The 18,891-nt window shown below is 39.1% G+C and carries 14 protein-coding genes; 7 read left to right on the top strand and 7 right to left on the bottom strand.

Going from position 1 to position 18,891, the window contains the following annotated elements; all coding sequences use genetic code 11:
• The first annotated feature begins 49 nt into the window (after positions 1–49).
• From JN11_RS09675 to JN11_RS24420, 4 genes are all read left to right on the top strand, one after another.
• A complete protein-coding gene (locus JN11_RS09675; protein ID WP_144912058.1) occupies positions 50–2,209 on the top strand; it encodes a glycoside hydrolase family 3 N-terminal domain-containing protein in 2,160 nt (719 codons plus the stop codon).
• A 14-nt stretch (positions 2,210–2,223) separates the two neighbouring features.
• Positions 2,224–2,685, top strand: coding sequence for a DUF4268 domain-containing protein (locus JN11_RS09670; RefSeq protein ID WP_144912056.1), 462 nt, complete (start codon positions 2,224–2,226; stop codon positions 2,683–2,685).
• 125 nt (positions 2,686–2,810) lie between these two features.
• Entirely contained in the window at positions 2,811–4,013 is a 1,203-nt protein-coding gene (locus tag JN11_RS09665) for a DUF763 domain-containing protein (RefSeq protein WP_144912054.1), read from the top strand.
• A 159-nt stretch (positions 4,014–4,172) separates the two neighbouring features.
• The gene (locus tag JN11_RS24420) at positions 4,173–4,313 is read left to right on the top strand and encodes a hypothetical protein (RefSeq protein ID WP_170227733.1); all 141 of its coding nucleotides are present in this window, start codon (positions 4,173–4,175) and stop codon (positions 4,311–4,313) included.
• A 74-nt stretch (positions 4,314–4,387) separates the two neighbouring features.
• On the opposite strand, the gene tmk is transcribed toward JN11_RS24420, so the two are convergent.
• The gene (gene tmk / locus JN11_RS09660; RefSeq protein WP_144912052.1) at positions 4,388–5,026 is read right to left on the bottom strand and encodes a dTMP kinase; all 639 of its coding nucleotides are present in this window, start codon (positions 5,024–5,026) and stop codon (positions 4,388–4,390) included.
• A gap of 87 nt (positions 5,027–5,113) precedes the next feature.
• A complete protein-coding gene (locus JN11_RS09655; protein ID WP_144912050.1) occupies positions 5,114–5,638 on the bottom strand; it encodes a DUF4142 domain-containing protein in 525 nt (174 codons plus the stop codon).
• A gap of 171 nt (positions 5,639–5,809) precedes the next feature.
• Here JN11_RS09655 and JN11_RS09650 point away from each other — a divergent pair, with 171 nt between their 5' ends.
• Positions 5,810–6,658: an isocitrate lyase/PEP mutase family protein gene (locus tag JN11_RS09650; protein WP_211360716.1), complete on the top strand. Its 849-nt coding sequence runs from the start codon at positions 5,810–5,812 to the stop codon at positions 6,656–6,658.
• Between the two features lie 51 nt (positions 6,659–6,709).
• Here the strand turns inward: JN11_RS09650 and JN11_RS09645 are convergent, their stop codons facing one another.
• Positions 6,710–9,292 (bottom strand): phosphoenolpyruvate carboxylase, encoded by a 2,583-nt coding sequence (locus tag JN11_RS09645; RefSeq protein WP_144912048.1) that lies wholly within the window; start codon positions 9,290–9,292, stop codon positions 6,710–6,712.
• Between the two features lie 240 nt (positions 9,293–9,532).
• Here JN11_RS09645 and JN11_RS09640 point away from each other — a divergent pair, with 240 nt between their 5' ends.
• Positions 9,533–11,692, top strand: a complete 2,160-nt coding sequence (locus JN11_RS09640; protein ID WP_144912046.1) for an FUSC family membrane protein — start codon at positions 9,533–9,535, stop codon at positions 11,690–11,692.
• A 2-nt stretch (positions 11,693–11,694) separates the two neighbouring features.
• Here JN11_RS09640 and JN11_RS09635 read toward each other — a convergent pair whose 3' ends face one another.
• Positions 11,695–13,047, bottom strand: a complete 1,353-nt coding sequence (locus JN11_RS09635) for a PhoH family protein (protein ID WP_144912044.1) — start codon at positions 13,045–13,047, stop codon at positions 11,695–11,697.
• A gap of 672 nt (positions 13,048–13,719) precedes the next feature.
• On the opposite strand from JN11_RS09635, the gene JN11_RS09630 reads away from it, so the two are divergent.
• The gene (locus JN11_RS09630) at positions 13,720–14,568 is read left to right on the top strand and encodes an ROK family protein (RefSeq protein ID WP_144912043.1); all 849 of its coding nucleotides are present in this window, start codon (positions 13,720–13,722) and stop codon (positions 14,566–14,568) included.
• 58 nt (positions 14,569–14,626) lie between these two features.
• On the opposite strand, the gene guaB is transcribed toward JN11_RS09630, so the two are convergent.
• The 3 genes from guaB to JN11_RS09615 form a co-directional block, all read right to left on the bottom strand.
• Positions 14,627–16,096 (bottom strand): IMP dehydrogenase, encoded by a 1,470-nt coding sequence (guaB, locus tag JN11_RS09625; protein WP_144912041.1) that lies wholly within the window; start codon positions 16,094–16,096, stop codon positions 14,627–14,629.
• Positions 16,097–16,295: 199 nt separating this feature from the next.
• Positions 16,296–17,585 (bottom strand): M16 family metallopeptidase, encoded by a 1,290-nt coding sequence (locus JN11_RS09620; RefSeq protein ID WP_317131268.1) that lies wholly within the window; start codon positions 17,583–17,585, stop codon positions 16,296–16,298.
• Between the two features lie 40 nt (positions 17,586–17,625).
• The gene (locus tag JN11_RS09615; protein WP_144912039.1) at positions 17,626–18,867 is read right to left on the bottom strand and encodes a M16 family metallopeptidase; all 1,242 of its coding nucleotides are present in this window, start codon (positions 18,865–18,867) and stop codon (positions 17,626–17,628) included.
• Positions 18,868–18,891: the final 24 nt, after the last annotated feature.

Here is an 18,891-nt window from a genome sequence, read left to right as displayed (position 1 = left end):
ATCCAATATTTTAATCATTTTTGGCTCCAGACTCCATACTTCAGAATAAATGAAATTAAAACAGCAATTACTACAGCTTTCGCTACTACTTCTTCCTTTTATTTCTAATGCACAGGAAAAACTAATTTTCAAAGACTCATCCCAGCCAATTGATGTAAGGGTGAAGGATTTGGTTTCACGATTAACTTTAGAAGAAAAAGTAAGCCTGTTGGGCTATCAGAGTAAAGCTGTACCCCGTTTAGGCATACCAGCTTATAACTGGTGGAATGAGGCACTGCATGGCGTTGCGCGGGCCGGGGAGGCAACTGTATTCCCCCAGGCAATAGGAATGGCGGCAACGTTTAATAATGATTTATTGAAGCAGGTCTCCACTGCTATATCAACAGAGGCACGGGCCAAGTATAACCTGGCTATAGCTCAAGATCGTCATTTACAATACATGGGCCTTACCTTTTGGACGCCCAATATCAATATCTTTCGCGATCCGCGCTGGGGCCGCGGACAGGAAACTTATGGGGAAGATCCTTATTTAACCTCCATAATGGGCAGCGCATTTGTAAAAGGTTTACAAGGCGATGATCCGCATTACTTAAAAACATCGGCCACGGCTAAACACTTTGCTGTACACAGCGGCCCCGAAGCCACACGTGATTATTTTGACGCTAAAATTGATGAGAAGGATTTCCGCGAAACCTATCTCTATGCATTTCATGCACTGGTTAATAACGGCGTAGAATCGGTAATGAGCGCTTATAATCGTGTTAATGGTGTGCCTAACTCCATTAATAAAGTTTTGTTAACCGATATCCTAAGAAAAGAATGGGGATTTAAGGGCCATGTAGTTACAGACTGCGGTGCATTAAATGATGTGTACAGTACCCACAAAACTTTGCCTGGACCGGTTGAAACAGCTGCTGCAGCCATCAAAGCAGGTATAGATCTTGATTGCTCTACGGTATTACAGGAAGATGCCATAAAAGCCGTTAAACAGGGCCTATTAACCGAAAAAGAAATTGATGGCGCTTTATCAGCCATACTTCGCACCGAATTTAAGCTGGGCTTTTATGATGATGCCACTTTAATACCATACCATACTTATGGAGCCGATAGTGTGCACAATGCGGCACATATTGCCCTTGCACGTAAAGCTGCACAACAAACTATGGTGCTGCTTAAAAACGATAATCATGTTTTGCCGTTGAAAAAAAGCGACTATTCCAGCATTATGGTATTAGGTCCTAATGCCGCTTCGTTTGATGCTATGGTGGCCAATTATCACGGCACCAGCAGCAAAGTGGTAAACTTTGTAGAAGGCATAACAGCAGCCGTTGGGCCGGGCACAAGAGTAGAGTATGACCAGGGATCGGATTATAAAGACACTACCCATTTTGGTGGTACCTGGGCTGCCGGAAATTGCGATGCCACTATTGCAGTAATCGGCTTGTCTCCTGTTCTGGAGGGCGAAGCCGGTGATGCTTTTTTATCAGAAGGCGGCGGCGATAAAAAGAACTTGAACTTGCCTGCAAGTGAAATTGCTTTTATGAAAGAGTTAAGAAAATCAGTAAAAAACAAACCCATCATAGCGGTTATTACCGCAGGCAGCGATGTAAATATTGATGCCATTGCTCCATACGCCGATGCCATTATTTTTGCCTGGTATCCTGGCGAGCAAGGTGGAAATGCTTTGGCTGATATTGTTTTTGGCGATATTTCCCCATCAGGGCATTTGCCTCTTACTTTTTATAAATCACTAAGCAATGTACCCGATTATAGCAATTATAGCATGAAAGGGCGTACCTATCGTTATTATGACGGCCCGGTACAGTATCCTTTTGGATTTGGCTTAAGCTATACCACTTTTGATTATAAACAGGAAGGCAATTTAAACAGTAAATACAAAACAACCGATACACTGAGCGTTAACGTGCAGGTTAAAAATACAGGGCCAATGGATGGAGATGAAGTGGTACAAGCCTATATCGAATACCCGAAAATTGACCGCATGCCGGTAAAAGAATTAAAAAGCTTTAAACGGATTTCAATACCCCAAGGCAATTCACAATCTGTTACCATCAAAATACCGGTAAAGGAATTGCAGAAATGGGACTTGAGCAACCACGGCTGGAAAGTTTATCCGGGCGATTATAAATTAATATTGAGCGATAACTCACGCGACGAAAAGATAACGTTGCCTTTTGTTGTTAAATAAAGTAAACCTGCGTTTTGTATTCAAAAGAAGAAGCATCCCAACTAAAACAAGCCTTTTGGACAACCTTTGGCCAGTATATTGCCCCGCAACTATCAGCCGAAGGTTTAAGGGTAAACTGGGTAAACTATAAAACCGGTATCAAACACGTTTTCTTCAAAATGCAGGCCGATAAACGCTCGGCTTCCATAGCAATTGAGCTTATTCATCCCGATCCGGGTATCCAGGAATTGTTTTTTGAACAGTTTCTGGAATATAAAAACATTCTTACCTCCTATCAAAATGAACCATGGAGCTGGGAATTACATGGCAGGGATGAATATGGCAAAACCATCAGCCGTATATTTAAACAAATAGATGGTGTGAGCATCTTCAACAAAAGCGACTGGCCCGAACTGATCTCTTTCTTTAAACCCCGTATTATCGCATTGGATGAATTTTGGAGCGATGCCAAATATGGGTTTGATGCGCTGAAATAATTTCAGAACCCGAATTCATTGAATTACCGGATTTTTTGGAATGACAAGTTAAAATTCTATTAATTCTTTAATTCAATAAATTCCGGTTCAAACAAAAATTCAGAAATTTTGCTAAATTTGTTAGCATGAAGCGTTCGGGAAGTGCTGATTTGCCTTTACACTATGGCCATGTACCTGTTTGGCTTGCCGAAAGGATGGCAAAGCTTGGCTTGGCTGTGGTTGAAAATATTGTGATGGATTATGGCAAGGATGAGGTTTTACGCCGCCTTAGTGATCCATTCTGGTTTCAAAGTCTTGGTGCTGTAATGGGTATGGACTGGCACTCATCAGGCATTACCACTTCAGTAATGGGCGCTTTAAAACATTCTGTTAACCCGCACAGCAAGGAGCTGGGAATTTACATTTGCGGTGGCAAAGGCAAATACTCCAAACAAACACCGGATGAACTGTTAAAGATTGGCGAAACCATTGGCCTGGATGGTCATCACCTGGTAAAATGCAGTAAACTAAGTGCCAAGGTAGATAATACCGCCATTCAGGATGGATTTCAACTATATACTCACAATTTCATTTTAAGCAGTAGCGGACAATGGGCAGTTGTTCAGCAAGGCATGAGCGATAAAACCAGCACTGCCCGCCGTTATCATTGGCATTCAGAAACACTTACCTCTTTTGTGGATGATCCGCATACTTTCATTTACGGCCAAAATATCGGAAATATTTTAAACATGGCCGATAAGCAGGCTGACGGGTCCCGCAAAAGCGTAATGCTGATAGCAGGAGAAAATCCGGATCAGATGCTCAAAGAAATCAGCAAACTGGTTATGCCAGCTCACCACGATGTACGCGCGAAGGATGTGGACCTCAAAAGACTGGGCGCTGTTTTATGGCTGGCGCAGGAAAAACAACCCAAAGATTTTGAAGACTTATTGCTACTACAGGGATTAGGCCCGCGTACGTTGCAATCGCTGGCATTGGTTAGTGAAGTAATTCACGGTGCCCCTTCCAGATTTAAGGACCCTGCAAGATTTTCATTTGCACATGGCGGTAAAGATGGGCATCCTTTCCCAGTGCCAGTAAAAGTATATAATGAAACTATTGGCATATTGCAAAACGCCATTCATAAAGCCAAGCTTGGTAATTCAGAAAAAAATGAAGCCATTAAACGATTAACACAAATAACGCAACGTGCTGAAGAAAACTTTATTCCAAATGCAAATTTCGATAAAGTGATTGAGCAGGAGCGGGAAAACTCATGGAAATACGGGGGCCGTACGGTTATGGGCAAGGTACAACCACCTGTGCAACAGCAGTTAACTTTATTTTAGCGCTTTCAAGAATATTTTTTTAATAAAAAAGTCATATTCTTAATATTTATATAATTAAAAAATCAAAAGCTTGCAATTGTCATAATTATTTGCAATATTTGATTAAACAATATCAAGATCTAATTGTTGTTGACTTAGTTAAATTTAATTTAAATTATTATGAACCGTAAGCCACGTGTTGAATTTTTAATCGGAAATGGTTTCTTAGCAGTAAGAATTGATAACAAGTATTATGGTAAAGTACCTGATAACTTTAACTTGAAACCGGTTTATGTTCCGGTAAAAGCAAGAAAATTTTAAGCTTTAACAGCTTTAAAACATATGATATATCCTATGAATTGATAAAATTCATAGGATATTTTTTTTGAATCGGTTTACAGCACCGGACTTTCTATAAATTCTTTAGATATTTTTTTCCAGATTTCTTCAGCAATCAATTCAGGTGGTCGGTTGCCATCAGTAACCATCACTTTCTCTTCATCTTTCAGCAACTCCATCACTTCAAAATATTTATTCCTAACATTCTGTAGATTTTCAAGTGTTTCGTAAAGTTCGGTTGAACTTCGCCCCTTCCTTAAGCGGTCAACACTAATTTCTGCAGGTATATCGATGTAAATATTCAAATCTGGCCTCAGCAGGTCAGCACTTAATGAATTAGCTTCAATTACCCAATTTAAATCCATGTAAGGGCTTTGATAAGCGTATGAAGAAAAATAATAACGATCCGTTAATACGGTATAACCTTCTTCCAGTTTTTTAAGAATACCATCTCTTTTATTAAGCAAATGGTCTAATCGATCTGCAACAAAAAGCCCTGCTATTGTCTTGTGATCGGCTTCCATCTTGTGGGTGAAGATATCCCTTATCATCTTCCCTATCGGGCCTTCTGAAGGCTCGCAGGTTACGTAAACCTTATGCCCTGCCGCTGTAAGCTGATCTGTTAATAATTTTACCTGTGTGCTTTTACCGCTACCATCAATACCCTCAAAGGCAATAAAAAAGTTTTTCTTCATCAATTTATCTGTCTCGGGTCAAATATACGGCCAAAAAAACAATCATTCTAAACTCAGATACGCAAAGTACTACGTCGCTAGGTTTTATTATTTCAATGATAACAAAATAGCATTAGCAGAATCCAGGTGCGTTTGGATAACCGGCAATGTGGCTGCAGCAAATTTACTGATCTCTGTATCTGGATTATGACTACCTGCTGTAAATAGCTTTACAGCTTCAATATGATCGGCAACCATCATTTGTAAATATTCCTTATCAAATGCGGTTCCTGTTTTTTTCGAAAGATTTTCAATTAATAACTGGTGCTCCGCGCTAATCGAATCTGCACCACTCACCTGTTTATCTGTTTTTATCTTTGTTAATTCATCTCCAGCAGTGGTATGGTCATCAATCATCATTTTCGCTAAAGCAATTACTCTTTGATTATTAGAGTTGGTTATAGCTTCACCTGATGCTTTTATTTCTGTAAGCCCCCCGGTAATTCCGTTTTTTATAAAAGATGCTCCCGCCGAATCCACACTTGAATTATTATAATTTTTAGCATGCCGGTTATTACAAGCTATCGTTAATAAAATAATCAATCCAAGAACCGGGGTAATTAAATTCTTCATTTTTTGATATAAATATGTTAGGGCTTAATTGACATCCTTACCTGACTTACAATCCTGTGACAATTTAGCAAAATAGTTGAACAGCCAATAGAATTAAAGCTAAAAACTAAAATTATTTTCAAAGTACCAGATAAAAATATTCATACTTTTATTTTTACTATAAAATTAACGATGATGAATACCGGCGATAACCATTCATTTAAGACAAAAGCAGAAGCTTTCAAAAAACTGCACCAGCGCGAAGGAATATTTGTTATTCCTAATCCCTGGGATGCAGGTTCAGCAAAAATATTGGAGAGCCTTGGATACAAAGCGCTTGCTACTACCAGCGGGGGCCTTGCTTTTTCACTTGGCCTGCCAGACGGACTTTCATTAATATCCCGTGAAGACAGTTTGAAAAATGCTCAAAGCATTATAAATGCTACTGGCCTGCCCGTATCAGCCGATTTGGAAAATGGTTATGGTGATGATCCAGCAACCTGTGCCGAAACTATCCTTTTAGCAGCTAAAGCCGGCCTTGCAGGCGGTTCAATTGAAGATGCTACAGGAGATCCAGCCAACCCAATATACCCTTTCGAGTTGGCCGTTGAACGTATAAAAGCATCTGTGCAGGTAGCGCAAAGCTTACCTCATCCTTTTACACTTACCGCAAGGGCCGAAAACTTTTTATATGGTAGGCCCGATCTTAAAAACACTATAAAGCGCTTGGAGGCATTTGCCGATGCCGACGCCGACGTACTGTTCGCCCCAGGACTAAAAACTCCTGAAGAAATTGAGGCCGTTGTTAAGGCGGTAGCTCCCCGACCGGTAAATGTAATTATGGGAATATCAGGAAGCAATTTTACTGTAGATATGCTCGCCAAAATTGGAGTAAAAAGGGTAAGTATTGGTTCTTCTTTTATGAGAGCCGCCTATGGCGCATTTTTCAATGCAGCAGAAGAAGTGCTGCGAAAAGGTACGTTTACTTATGTAAATGGGGTAAAATCCTATGCTGATTTTAATAACCTTTTCAAAAATTAAAATATCTGAATCCCTATTCAATTAAGGAATTCAGATATTTTATTAAATCTATTATGCCAAGTTACGGCCGGCATTTACAATACCATATACTGTTCTGATAACCAGCTTATTATATATTTTAATTAATTCTTCATCATTGCAATTGTTTAAACATTGCAATGCATAATGCTGTATGATAACCAGCGGCAATACAATTTTTTCGCGGATAGCGATTGACCGACGTTCAACAGGATATTCCTGCATCAAAACTTTAGTACCGGTTAATTCAAACAGCATGGCTTTGGTTAGCTCAAACTCATCCTTTAACAGTTTCCAGAACTGTCCGAACTTTTTATCTTTCTCCAGGTAAGCTGTTACCCTGAAATCAGATTTGGTCATGGACATGGTACAATTATCAACCATTGTTTTAAAGAAACCAGATGAATTGTACAACTCCTTTATCTCGTTCCAGTTACCATCTGTTTTCATCTTATTTAGCGCTGTACCTACTCCATAAAAGCCCGGGATACTTTGCTTTAACTGGCTCCATGAAGTAACAAAACTAATAGCTCTTAAATCTTCTAGCTTAAGCTGAGCATCAGAATTGCGCTTGGTTGGCCTGCTGCTGATATTGATGTGTGACAGCAACTTCAGCGGACTAAATTTCTCCAGATACTCTACAAACAATGGATGCTGGCGCAGGTCAATAAACAGCTTAAAACTCTCATCAGCCATGGCTGATATCAGTTCTTTATGCCGGGTATCCAATAAATCATCTTTATTAGGGTTTAATGCCGATGTAATACCGGCATTAATCAATTGCTCCATATTAAACCTTGCCGTTTCTACTGAGCCGTATTGAGAGCTTACAGTTTGTCCCTGAATGGTTAGCTGGATATGTTCATTAGCAATCTCCTCGCCCATTGAAGCGTAAAAACGATGGGTTTTACCACCTCCACGTGCCGGTGGGCCGCCCCTGCCGTCAAAAAACGCCAACGATACACCATATTTGCGTGCTATAGCAGTTAACTCAACCTTAGCTTTATAAATTGACCAATTGGCCATCAGGTAACCACCATCCTTGGTACTATCAGAAAAACCAAGCATAATACTCTGCAGGTTGCCACGGCTCTGTAAATGTTCTTTGTAAAAAGGATGCGTATACAATAGTTCCATTACCCCGGCTGCATGTTTCAAATCGTTCACTGTTTCAAACAGAGGCATAAAGTCAACGCTCAAATTGTCTTTTTTCCAACCGCTCCACAAAAACAGATTAATCAACTGCAAAATATCTGATGCCTGCTGACAATTACTGATAATAAAGCGCTGACAAGCCTTTTCACCATTACTTTGCTGAATCTCTTTCATCAGCCTGATGGTATTTAGTGTATCGCAAATCAATTTATCAGCATCATCCGGGCAATGGAAATCTGCTTCGTTAAATTGCAGGTTATCCAGTTTATCTTTCTCGTCCAGATCTTCATACCCTGCTTTAATTCCACTATTAATTTCAGATTGTTTTGTACTGAAATTAAACACGTTACGTAACACCCTACTATCTTGCCTGATATCAAGCGTGGCAAAATAACATCCAAACAGCTGAACTTTCTTAATCAGATCATCAACAATATTCACAAAAAGACTATCGTGACTGGTAATTAAGGTATGTTTAATAGACTGCAGTAACTCTAATATTTCATCCTGCAAATCTTCCGGATTCTGTTTATTATTGGCATTATCATAAATAATCTGCTCAAGTGTAGCCACTGCTTTTTCAACACCACGGAAGGTTATTCTGCGTTTTAAAACCCTAATATCACGATAGTAGCAACGAAATACCCTTTGTCTTAAAAAGCTGGCAACCGCTTTTGTGGTTTCTGTAGTTACATTAGGGTTCCCATCCCTGTCGCCACCCGGCCAAAAGCCCAATTCAAGCAGCTGACTTTTGCGGTCGGCCTTTAAATCAAACTCTTCATCAAGCTTTGATTGAATGCCAGATACTGCATGATAAAATATATTTTCCAGAAACCAGGCCAGGCTAATGGCCTCGTCAACCGGGGTTGGCGATGTTTTATTGAAAAACGGGGTTTTCCCCAATTGCTGTAATAAAACGTCGATATTGTTAATATCATTAGTTTTAAGTGCTTCAATCAGGTCAGTCATGATACCAAGTATGCTTCCTGGGTAAAATTGTGTTGGATGTGCAGTCAATACCAACCTTAATGAAAAATCATTAAGCTTTTCACTGATACTATTGCGTGCCTGATCACTAACTGCGGCCTGTTGTAACAAACTTTGCAGCGTTCCGCTATCGTCAGAGCGACCAATTTTACTAAAGGAAGAATCTTCAATGGCATCAAATAATACTACCTGGCGTTCAATGTATTGAATAAAGCGAAACAAACGGTTTATCTGCTCCTGGTGCTCAATATCCGGGACATATTTTTTGAAGAACGACTCAATAATAGTGGTTGGCGATACTTCTTTACTTACTTCCTTTTCGCAATGGGAGCTAAAAAACGGCAACAGAATGCCGGTATCTTTTACCTGGTAAAAAGGCAGCGTTTGAAACAAGCTGTTATATAACTCAAAGCGGGTTACAACTTCGTTATTAAAAGCTGTTTCTCTTTGGCTGAGTTTTAACGTTAAAGGCATATCAGGATAAGTTGGATATAAAAAGTAAGTTTACTATAATTGGTTAAATAGCAGCAGATATTATTTATCAAATTAGCCGTGCTTTTCAGGGCGTGAATTTAAATATCTAAAATTTAAATTTATAAAAAAATGAGTAATTTATAATGGTTATCAAATATTAATGCAATATCTATTAAAAAGTAACCAATAAATTTAATTTATGTAAATTTGACAACCAATTTAAGCACAAAAAAAACGTATATGAAAACAAACATCAGGGAGATTAAAAGCTTTTTTTACAGCCAATATTTCTCTGATGGGTTGCGTATGACTATCGGCATCCTGCTGCCTTCATTGGTATTTGCCCAATTCAATCAATTTGATATAGGATTAACCCTTTCATTAGGAGCACTTTGTATTTGCACCATTGATAGTCCGGGTCCTGTTTCGCATAAACGGAATGCCATGGCCATCGGGAATTTTTTTCTGTTTGTGGTGGCTGTTACAACCGGATTTGCCAGACTAAGCCTGTTTACCCTGGGCACTGAAATCACTTTATTTTCCTTCTTTTTCTCCATGTTTACGGTTTACGGCAACCGGGCAGCCTCTGTAGGGACATGTGCCTTGCTGGTAATGATCTTTATGATGGATAAAGCAGCCAAACCTAACGAGGTTTTGCCTTTAAGTGCAACTATTTTAGCCGGAGGGATATGGTATATGCTGTTTAGCCTGGTATTTTTCGGCATAAGGCCTTATCGTGCTGCCCAACAGGTTTTAGGAGAGAACATTGCTGATATAGCTGATTTTTTAAGGATCAAAGCCGATTTTTATTCACCAAATACAGATATCGATAAAAACTATCGCAAGCTGGTTTCAAAGCAAATAATTGTTAGCCAACATCAGGATGCAGTAAGGGAATTGCTTTTTAAAAGTAGGATCATGGTCAAGGAATCAACAAATGTTAGCCGGATACTTGTGCTTACTTTTGTTGATTTGGTGGATATGTTTGAACAGGTAATGGCTACCCATTATGATTATAGCCATATCAATGAAAAATTCAAATCCACAGGTATTTTAGATGACATATCGTTGATTATAAGGCAAATGGCTGATGAGATGGACAATATTGCTTACATGGTTTTAACAAATAAAAGAAACAGGAGTCAATTTGATTTTGACCCGGTACTTGAACAGTTAAAACTTAAAATTGATGAAATAAAAACCAATGATCAAACTGCTACCAATATTGCCCTTAAAAAAATACTGATCAACCTGCGCGATCTGAACGACAGGATAAAAAGCATGGGTAATTATTACCACTTCAAATCGTCCAAAACCTTGCTGGAAGATTCGGAAAACAAACTGGAGTTTGCAAAATTTGTACCTCAGCAGGATTACGCGCCACATGTATTTTTCGATAATTTCTCATTTGGCTCAGCAGCCTTTAAACATGCTTTAAGGGTATCTATGGTATGTCTGGTTGGCTTTATAACCGCTAAGAGTATTTCACTTGGGCATCATAGTTATTGGATATTACTTACCATTATTGTAATCCTAAAACCCGGTTTCAGTCTGTCCAAGCAGCGTAATTACCAGCGCTTAATTGGTACCATTTTTGGTGGTATAGCAGGCATTATTATATTAATGTTTATTCCTGATAAAAATATCCAGTTTGCACTTTTGGTGATATTAATGATTGGCACCTACAGCTTTTTACGGTTAAATTATGTAGTAAGTGTAATTTTCATGACTCCTTATGTACTTATCCTTTTTAAATTTTTAGGAGTAGGTTTAGTAGTAAAAGAGCGTATTATTGATACTATTATCGGCTCATCGATTGCGCTTATTGCCAGCTATATCATTTTCCCGAGCTGGGAGTTTGAAAAGATACAGGATAACCTGGTAGGTGTTATTACCGCTAATATTAATTACCTGGTAAAAATAGCCGAAAGCATTATAGGGAAACAAGTGGGTACTATTGAATATAAACTGGCCCGCAAGGATGTATTCGTAAAATCGGCCAATTTATCTGCCGCTTTTGAGAGGATGACCTCTGAACCCAAGAGCAAGCAGCGTAATATAAAAGAACTGCACAAATTTGTTGTACTTAACCATATTTTATCATCGTACATTGCTACTATTGCCTCTTCAGTGTCAAACAAAGCATTACACGCTGCCCCATCCGAAAATTTAAAACTCATAAAAAAGAGTATATCGGTACTGAATGAGTGCAACAAAAAATTCAATGGACGAATCGTTGAATTTAATACGGGTAAAACTCATCCGGTTGTGGAAAATGAATCGGTTGTTAAACTTTCTGCCGATGAAATTTTGCTAAAAGAGCAGCTTGGTTTTATTAATAAGATTAGCAATGATATTGCAAGGGTAACAGATCACATAGTTGAAGCAAATGGTGAATAGCACTATAAAAGTTCCGTCGCCAAATTAGCCAGCTCGCTTCTCTCCCCTTTTTGCAGGGTAATGTGTGCGTATAACGGATGTCCTTTGGCTTTATCAATCAGGTAGCTCAGGCCATTACTTTCGGCATCCAGATACGGGGTATCAATCTGATAGATATCACCCGTAAAAACAAACTTACTATCTTCTCCGGCACGTGATATAATGGTCTTTACTTCATGCGGGGTAAGGTTTTGTGCCTCATCCACTATAAAAAATATCTTACTCAGCGTCCGTCCGCGGATAAAGGCCAGCGGTGTAATGGATATTTTTTCGTTTGCCACCAATTCATCAATTTTAGCCTGCATTTTCTCATCCTCTGCAAACTGGTCTTTTATAAATTTAAGATTATCCCAAATCGGGGCCATGTATGGATCTATTTTAGATTTAATATCCCCGGGTAAAAAGCCTATATCCTTATTACTTAAAGGTACAATAGGCCTGGTAACAAATATCTGCCTGAAGTATTTACGTTGCTCCAAAGCCCCGGCAAGAGCCAATAGCGTTTTACCAGTGCCAGCATTACCCTGTATGGTAACCAGTTTTATATCCGGATGCAATAAAGCGTGGATAGCAAAAGATTGTTCAACATTACGGGGATGTACATTAAAAACAGGCTGTTCAGTTATTTTCTCGAGTTGAGCAGTTTTTGAATTATAAAAACCAGGGACAGAACCCTTTTTACCATTCAGAATATAAAAATGATTACTGGTATGATGCTCCAGCTCTAAATCTCCAGCAGGGATACTATCTGCTTTGTTTAGTTGGGTGATCAATTTTTCAGCAACCTTGCTTAAAGTGGTCTCACCTGTATAAAGTTCTGCAAGATTTTTAATTTTACCTGTTTCGTAATCTTCCGCATGCAGGTTAAGTGCTTTTGCTTTTAAACGCAGGCATATATCTTTGGAAACCAGTATCACTTTTTTATCAGGATGTTCTTCCTGCAAACCTAATGCAGCATTTAATATGCGATGATCTGTTTTTGCCGATCCGAAAACGGTTTCGGCATCAGCAGCCAGATTTTTAGTGTCAATAATAACCTTAAAATTCCCCTTGCCTTTTCCGTTTAGCGGCTGCCATTTATTAATAAGACGGTTGTGTGATAACTCATCCATCAGCCTGATAAAGCTGCGGGCTTCAAAATTGCGGGTATCATTACCGCTTTTCATATTATCCAGTTCTTCCAATACCTGAATGGGTATGGCTACATCGTGTTCCTGAAAATTTTCGAAAGCGTTATGATCGTATAAGATTACTGAGGTATCTAAAACAAATATTTTCGGTCTTCCGTTGGTCTTGCTTTTGCCGTCCTTGCTCATGTTATGGCTAAATTAGCGATTTTAAGGCGGCCACAAAAATGAAAAACAATGTTACCCGTCAAAAAAAAGCTTATAAAAACGAAAACGGAAGCCTCTTCTTTCGATTTGACTTCCGTTTTCTAACCCTTTGCTTAACCGTAGTTACTCAAAAAGCACCAAGTTTTGTGTAAGCTGACCGACTGCTATTCTGTTGTTCTTGCAAACATTGATTCTTTCAGTACATTAGTGGTTTTTACTTTTCTCCGTAAAAAATTGTAATCCTTGCTAATACCTCTTTAATTATCTTTCTTTTCCAAAGCTCTCGCCTTTTACTTTCCAGATGATTCAGGTACTTCCATGATCTTTAGCTCCTCCGAGGATTTGCCCGATTCAATTTCTGTATTCCTGTAAGGCTGTCAAAGTACGTCGTTCTTGATATTTCTAAGATAGGAGCTTAATGAATATTTGTCAAGCATTATTTTCATTTTTTATTAACATGTTTCTAACAATTCCATCCACAGCACTTCCTCACTGATATGTAATCAGTTTAGCAATAAATACTTATATTTTGCACACTTATTAACACTGGAGTTATCAACAAAAGCATTGAAAATTACTATTTAAGGGATATATGTAAATTCTTAAAAACAAATATTTTCAAAAACTTATTGTAAAATTGAATACCAATAACCTATGAAAAACGCACAACTGATCGGTATTGACCTGGGTGCCACCAACATACGGGGCGCTTCGGTTATTGATGGTAACATCGGCAACATTATATCCCAGCCTATCCACAAAAACGGTACGGAAGAACAGGTTTTGGAAGATGTATTTTTCATTGCAGATCAACTGGTTGATAGTGAAGCAAAAGCCATCGGTATAGGTGTACCCAGCGTGGTGAATGTAAAAGAAGGTATTGTTTACGATGTACAGCATATTCCATCGTGGAAAGAAGTTCACTTAAAACAGATTATGGAAGCTCGCTATCAGATCCCGATTTATGTAAACAATGATGCCAACTGCTTTGCCATGGGCGAACATTACTTCGGTAAAGGCCAAAACCACGCTGACATGGTGGGATTAGCTATTGGTACCGGGCTTGGGGCTGGCATTATTATCAATAATAAACTTTATGCTGGGCCAAATTGCGGTGCCGGAGAATTTGGAATGGTTGATTATCTTGACCATAACTATGAATACTATTGCAGCGGTTCATTTTTTCAAAATGTATATAGTCTGAACGGAGAAGATGTTTTTAAAAATGCCCAAAAGGGAGAACAACAGGCATTAAAACTTTATGCCGAGTTAGGCTCTCACTTGGGAAATGCCATAAAGCTTATTATGTATACCTACGACCCTGAACTGATTATTTTAGGCGGATCCGTTTCTTCGGCTTTTAAATTCTTTGAAAAAACGATGTGGGAAAAGATAAAAACCTTTGGTTACCCTAAAAGTATTGATCGCTTAAAAATACTAACATCTGAATTAGCCAACAGTGCTATATTAGGTGCCTCAGCTTTGTTTTACGATGCTTTATAAAGCAAAAAAGTCCGGAAGTATTCACTCCCGGACTTTGTATAATTTATAGGCTTTCCTATTATCTTGAATAATTCGGAGCCTCTTTTGTTATAGTAATATCATGCGGATGACTTTCTTTCATTCCGGCAGCTGTAATGCGCACAAATTTGGCTTTTTGTAAATCCTCAATATTGGCGGCACCGCAATAATGCATCCCGGCACGCAATCCTCCTATGTATTGGTAAATTACTTCGGCAAGGGTGCCTTTGTATGGTACGCGGCCCACAATGCCTTCCGGTACTAATTTGGTTACCACATCTGTTTCATCTTGAAAATAACGATCCTTTGAACCTTTGTCCATTGCCTCAACAGAACCCATACCACGGTATGATTTAAACTTGCGGCCTTCGTAAATAATGGTTTCACCCGGTGACTCTTCAACACCTGCAAACAATGAACCTGCCATTATAGAGCTTGCACCTGCAGCAATTGCTTTTACAATATCTCCGGTTTGTTTAATACCACCATCAGCAATAACCGGAATACCGCGGCCTTCCAATGCTTTGGCGCACTCATAAACGGCAAATAACTGCGGTACACCAACACCGGCCACGATACGGGTTGTACAAATTGAACCCGGACCTATACCTACTTTAACCGCATCAGCACCTGCATCTGCAAGGGCAATGGCAGCCTCGCCGGTTGCTATGTTACCAGCTATTACCTGCAATTCAGGGTATAAAGCTTTCACATTTTTAACCATATCAATAACCCCTTTTGAATGACCATGTGCGGTATCAACAGTAATAACATCAACCCCTGCCGCAACCAATGCTTTAACCCGGTCAATATTATCGGCAGCTACCCCAACGGCAGCGCCAACGCGTAAACGACCAAACTCGTCTTTACAGGCACTTGGGAAGTTTTTGAATTTCTGAATATCTTTAAAAGTGATTAAGCCCCGTAAAACACCTTCGTTATCAACTACCGGTAATTTTTCAATTTTGTGGCTCTGTAATATTTCTTCTGCCTGAAATAAGGTAGTTCCTTGTGGTGCAGTAATCAGGTTGACACTGGTCATTACTTCACTAACCGGACGCGTCATTTCTTTTTGAAAACGAAGATCACGATTGGTAATGATACCTTTTAATTTATTTTTTCCGTCGATGATCGGGATGCCACCTATGCGGTATTCGCGCATTATTTTCACTGCATCAGCAACGGTTGATGCCTCGTGCAGGGTAACCGGATCCTGAATCATGCCACTTTCTGAACGTTTTACCTTACGTACCTCGTCAGCCTGTGCCTGAATGGTCATGTTTTTATGCAGAATACCAATACCGCCGGCCTGAGCAATAGCAATTGCCAAAGCTGATTCCGTAACGGTATCCATAGCAGCAGAAAGAATAGGAATATTTATCCTGATCTTTTTTGTGAGATATGAGCTGGTGTCAACATCGCGCGGTAAAACTTCTGAATAAGCCGGGAGTAGTAAAACGTCGTCGTAAGTTAATCCTTCGGCAACAAATTTCTGGGGGTCTAATTGCATGGCAAATATTTGTTATTTGCCGGGCAAAGATACTATTTATTTCGGATTTCGGAATTTCAATTGCGGATTTATTTATCATTTGGAATGATAGCTTATTAAAATTGCCTTCTAATGACAGCCTATATTTCAAAACAACGCCGATCTATCAACTTTTTAAATAACAATTCCGAAATAGAAATTCCGAAATCCGAAATCCACCTTAATACTTTCCTACAATAACCTTATAAAACTGGTTAAAGTTCAGATATTGTTTAGCCAGTTCTTGTAAATGTCCGGCTGTTACCGTTTTAACCGTTTCTACATAACGATCATAATAATCATAATAATCATAATCTAATCCGGCGAAATACAGATTCTTAAATTTATCGGCATGAGAAAAAACATTCTCCAAACTGCCCAATAAAGAACCTAACAAGAAGTTACGCACAAGGGACAATTCCTCTTCTGTAATTAATTCTGTCTGCAATAAATTCAATTCTTTCTCAATTTCATTTACCGCTGCTTTACAAACATCGGCTCCTACTTCGGTAGCTATAAACAATGCCCCGCCATGTTTTAAGGCCGACATGCCCGATCCGATTCCGTACGTATATCCTTTATCCTCGCGGATGTTAGCCATTAATCTTGACCCAAAATAGCCACCCAAAATCGTGTTCAAAACCTGCAATGCTGCAAAATCAGGATGATTACGATTTATAGCCGGAATGCCCATACGAATAGCAGACTGCAGGGCATCGGGCTTCTCAATAAAGTAAAAATGCTCTGCCGAAGGTTTTAATTCAGGTTGGCTGGTATCTGATTTTTCGGAAGAGTTTACCCATTTTTTATCAAAAGTGTCGGTTATTAGCTCTAATATTCCCGGTTCAATTTTACCGGCAACAATAATAGTGCAATTGGATGGCTGATACATTTGTTTAAAAAACAGCAGCATATCCTCGCGGCGAAGCGTTTTGTAAGTATCATTTTCAGCACCTAAACCATACAGGGTGTCGCCATACAATGCCTTGTTAAAACCACGACGGGCCACAAAATCATTCTTCTGCATACTTACCTGTAATTTCTGCTGCTGATTACGGATAAACGTTTCCAGTTCCTTCTCAGGGAATACTGAATCTGTAAGAATATCCTTTATTACGGGCAGGGTATGCTGTAAATGTTTATTTAAACTATATAACACAACCTGCGAATTATCATACCCATAATCTACTTGTAAAAAAGCGCCATAAAAATCAACCTTATCAGCAATTTGTGCTGCCGTTAAAGTACTGGTGCCATCCGTAAGCATCGTGTTAACAGCAACGTTTAGTAAAGGCTTTTTTTCGTCAAAGCGTTGATTGCCAAATATCCATTCAATACGCACCAGATCCTGATCGCCGGAGTTAAACGAAAAAACATTACAACCATTATCCAACTTTTGCTTTACAGGTTTTATCAGGTTTATATTATCAATGGCCCTGAATTCCGGGGCTTTTTTTCTATCTATAATCATTGTTTCGTTGGTCGTTTTTTATTAAAACTAAAGTTCAGATTCACGCTTTCTCAGCCAGGTAAATAAGTGTTGATGAATTATCTCTTCTAAATATTTCATTTGAAAGATTCTTAATCTCCTCCGCTGTTACTGCCAAATATTTCCCTGTTTCATGGTTTAGCAGATCAGCATCGCCCAGCAACTCGAACGAAGCCAGGTTCATTGCCTTATCCAGCAAAGCCATTTCCGAAAATATCATTGTCGATTCAATCTTATTTTTCACCTTGATGAGTTCATCAGCAGGTATCAACTCTGTTTTAATGCGCTCCAGTTCTTCCCAAATGGCTGCTTCAGCTGTTTCTGTACTCACGTTTTCAAGCGGTTTACCTTCAAACACAAACATGCCTTTGTCCAAACTGCCCGACATGTAAGCATGTACTTCGCTGAATAACTCTTTTTCTTTTACCAGGTTACGATATAATCTAGATGAATTACCGCGCGATAAAATGTCAGAAATAAGTTCAGCAGCATAATAAGATTTGTCCAGCCTCGCTCCCATCTGAAACGCTATATAAACATCATTAAGCGGAACTTTTGCGGTAACTGTGCTCCGGCGTTCATCATGCTGCTCTGGCTCCTGTGGCAAATTACGATGATATTTTTCACCTGCCGGGATTGACCCAAACCATTTTTCTGATAGCTGTTTTATATCTTCCGTTTTCACATTGCCGCCAACCACTATTATAGCATTTTGCGGATTATAATGCTTTTTAAAGAAAGCTTTTACATCTTCTATCTTAGCATCTTCAATATGTTTAATTTCTTTACCAATAGTTGCCCATTGATAAGGATGTTTTTTATAAACCAGTGGTCTTAACTTTAACCAAACATCGCCATAAGGCTGATTTAAATAACGTTGCTTAAATTCCTCAATAACCACATTACGCTGTACCTCCAGGCTTTTTTCGCTGAAAGCAAGACTCAACATGCGGTCGCTCTCCAACCAGAATGCAGTCTCTAAATTTGCCGAAGGCAGGGTGATATAATAATTGGTAATATCATTGCTGGTAAAGGCGTTATTTTCGCCTCCTACGCGTTGAAGCGGTTCATCATAGTTGGGTATATTTACAGATCCGCCAAACATCAGGTGCTCAAATAAATGGGCAAAGCCGGTTTGATCAGGATCTTCATCGCGGGCGCCAACATCATATAAAATATTTAGCACCGCCATAGGGGTTGTATTATCTTCGTGAACAAGCACCCGAAGGCCATTGTCCAGCGTGAAACGGTTGAATTTAACCATATGTAAACTTTGATTTAACGGAAA

It is taken from the genome of Mucilaginibacter frigoritolerans, from assembly GCF_007830615.1.
GTDB classification, from domain to species: Bacteria; Bacteroidota; Bacteroidia; order Sphingobacteriales; family Sphingobacteriaceae; genus Mucilaginibacter; species Mucilaginibacter frigoritolerans.
Note: the sequence above shows the minus strand (reverse complement) of the source record. Positions and strands in the feature narration are given on the sequence as shown.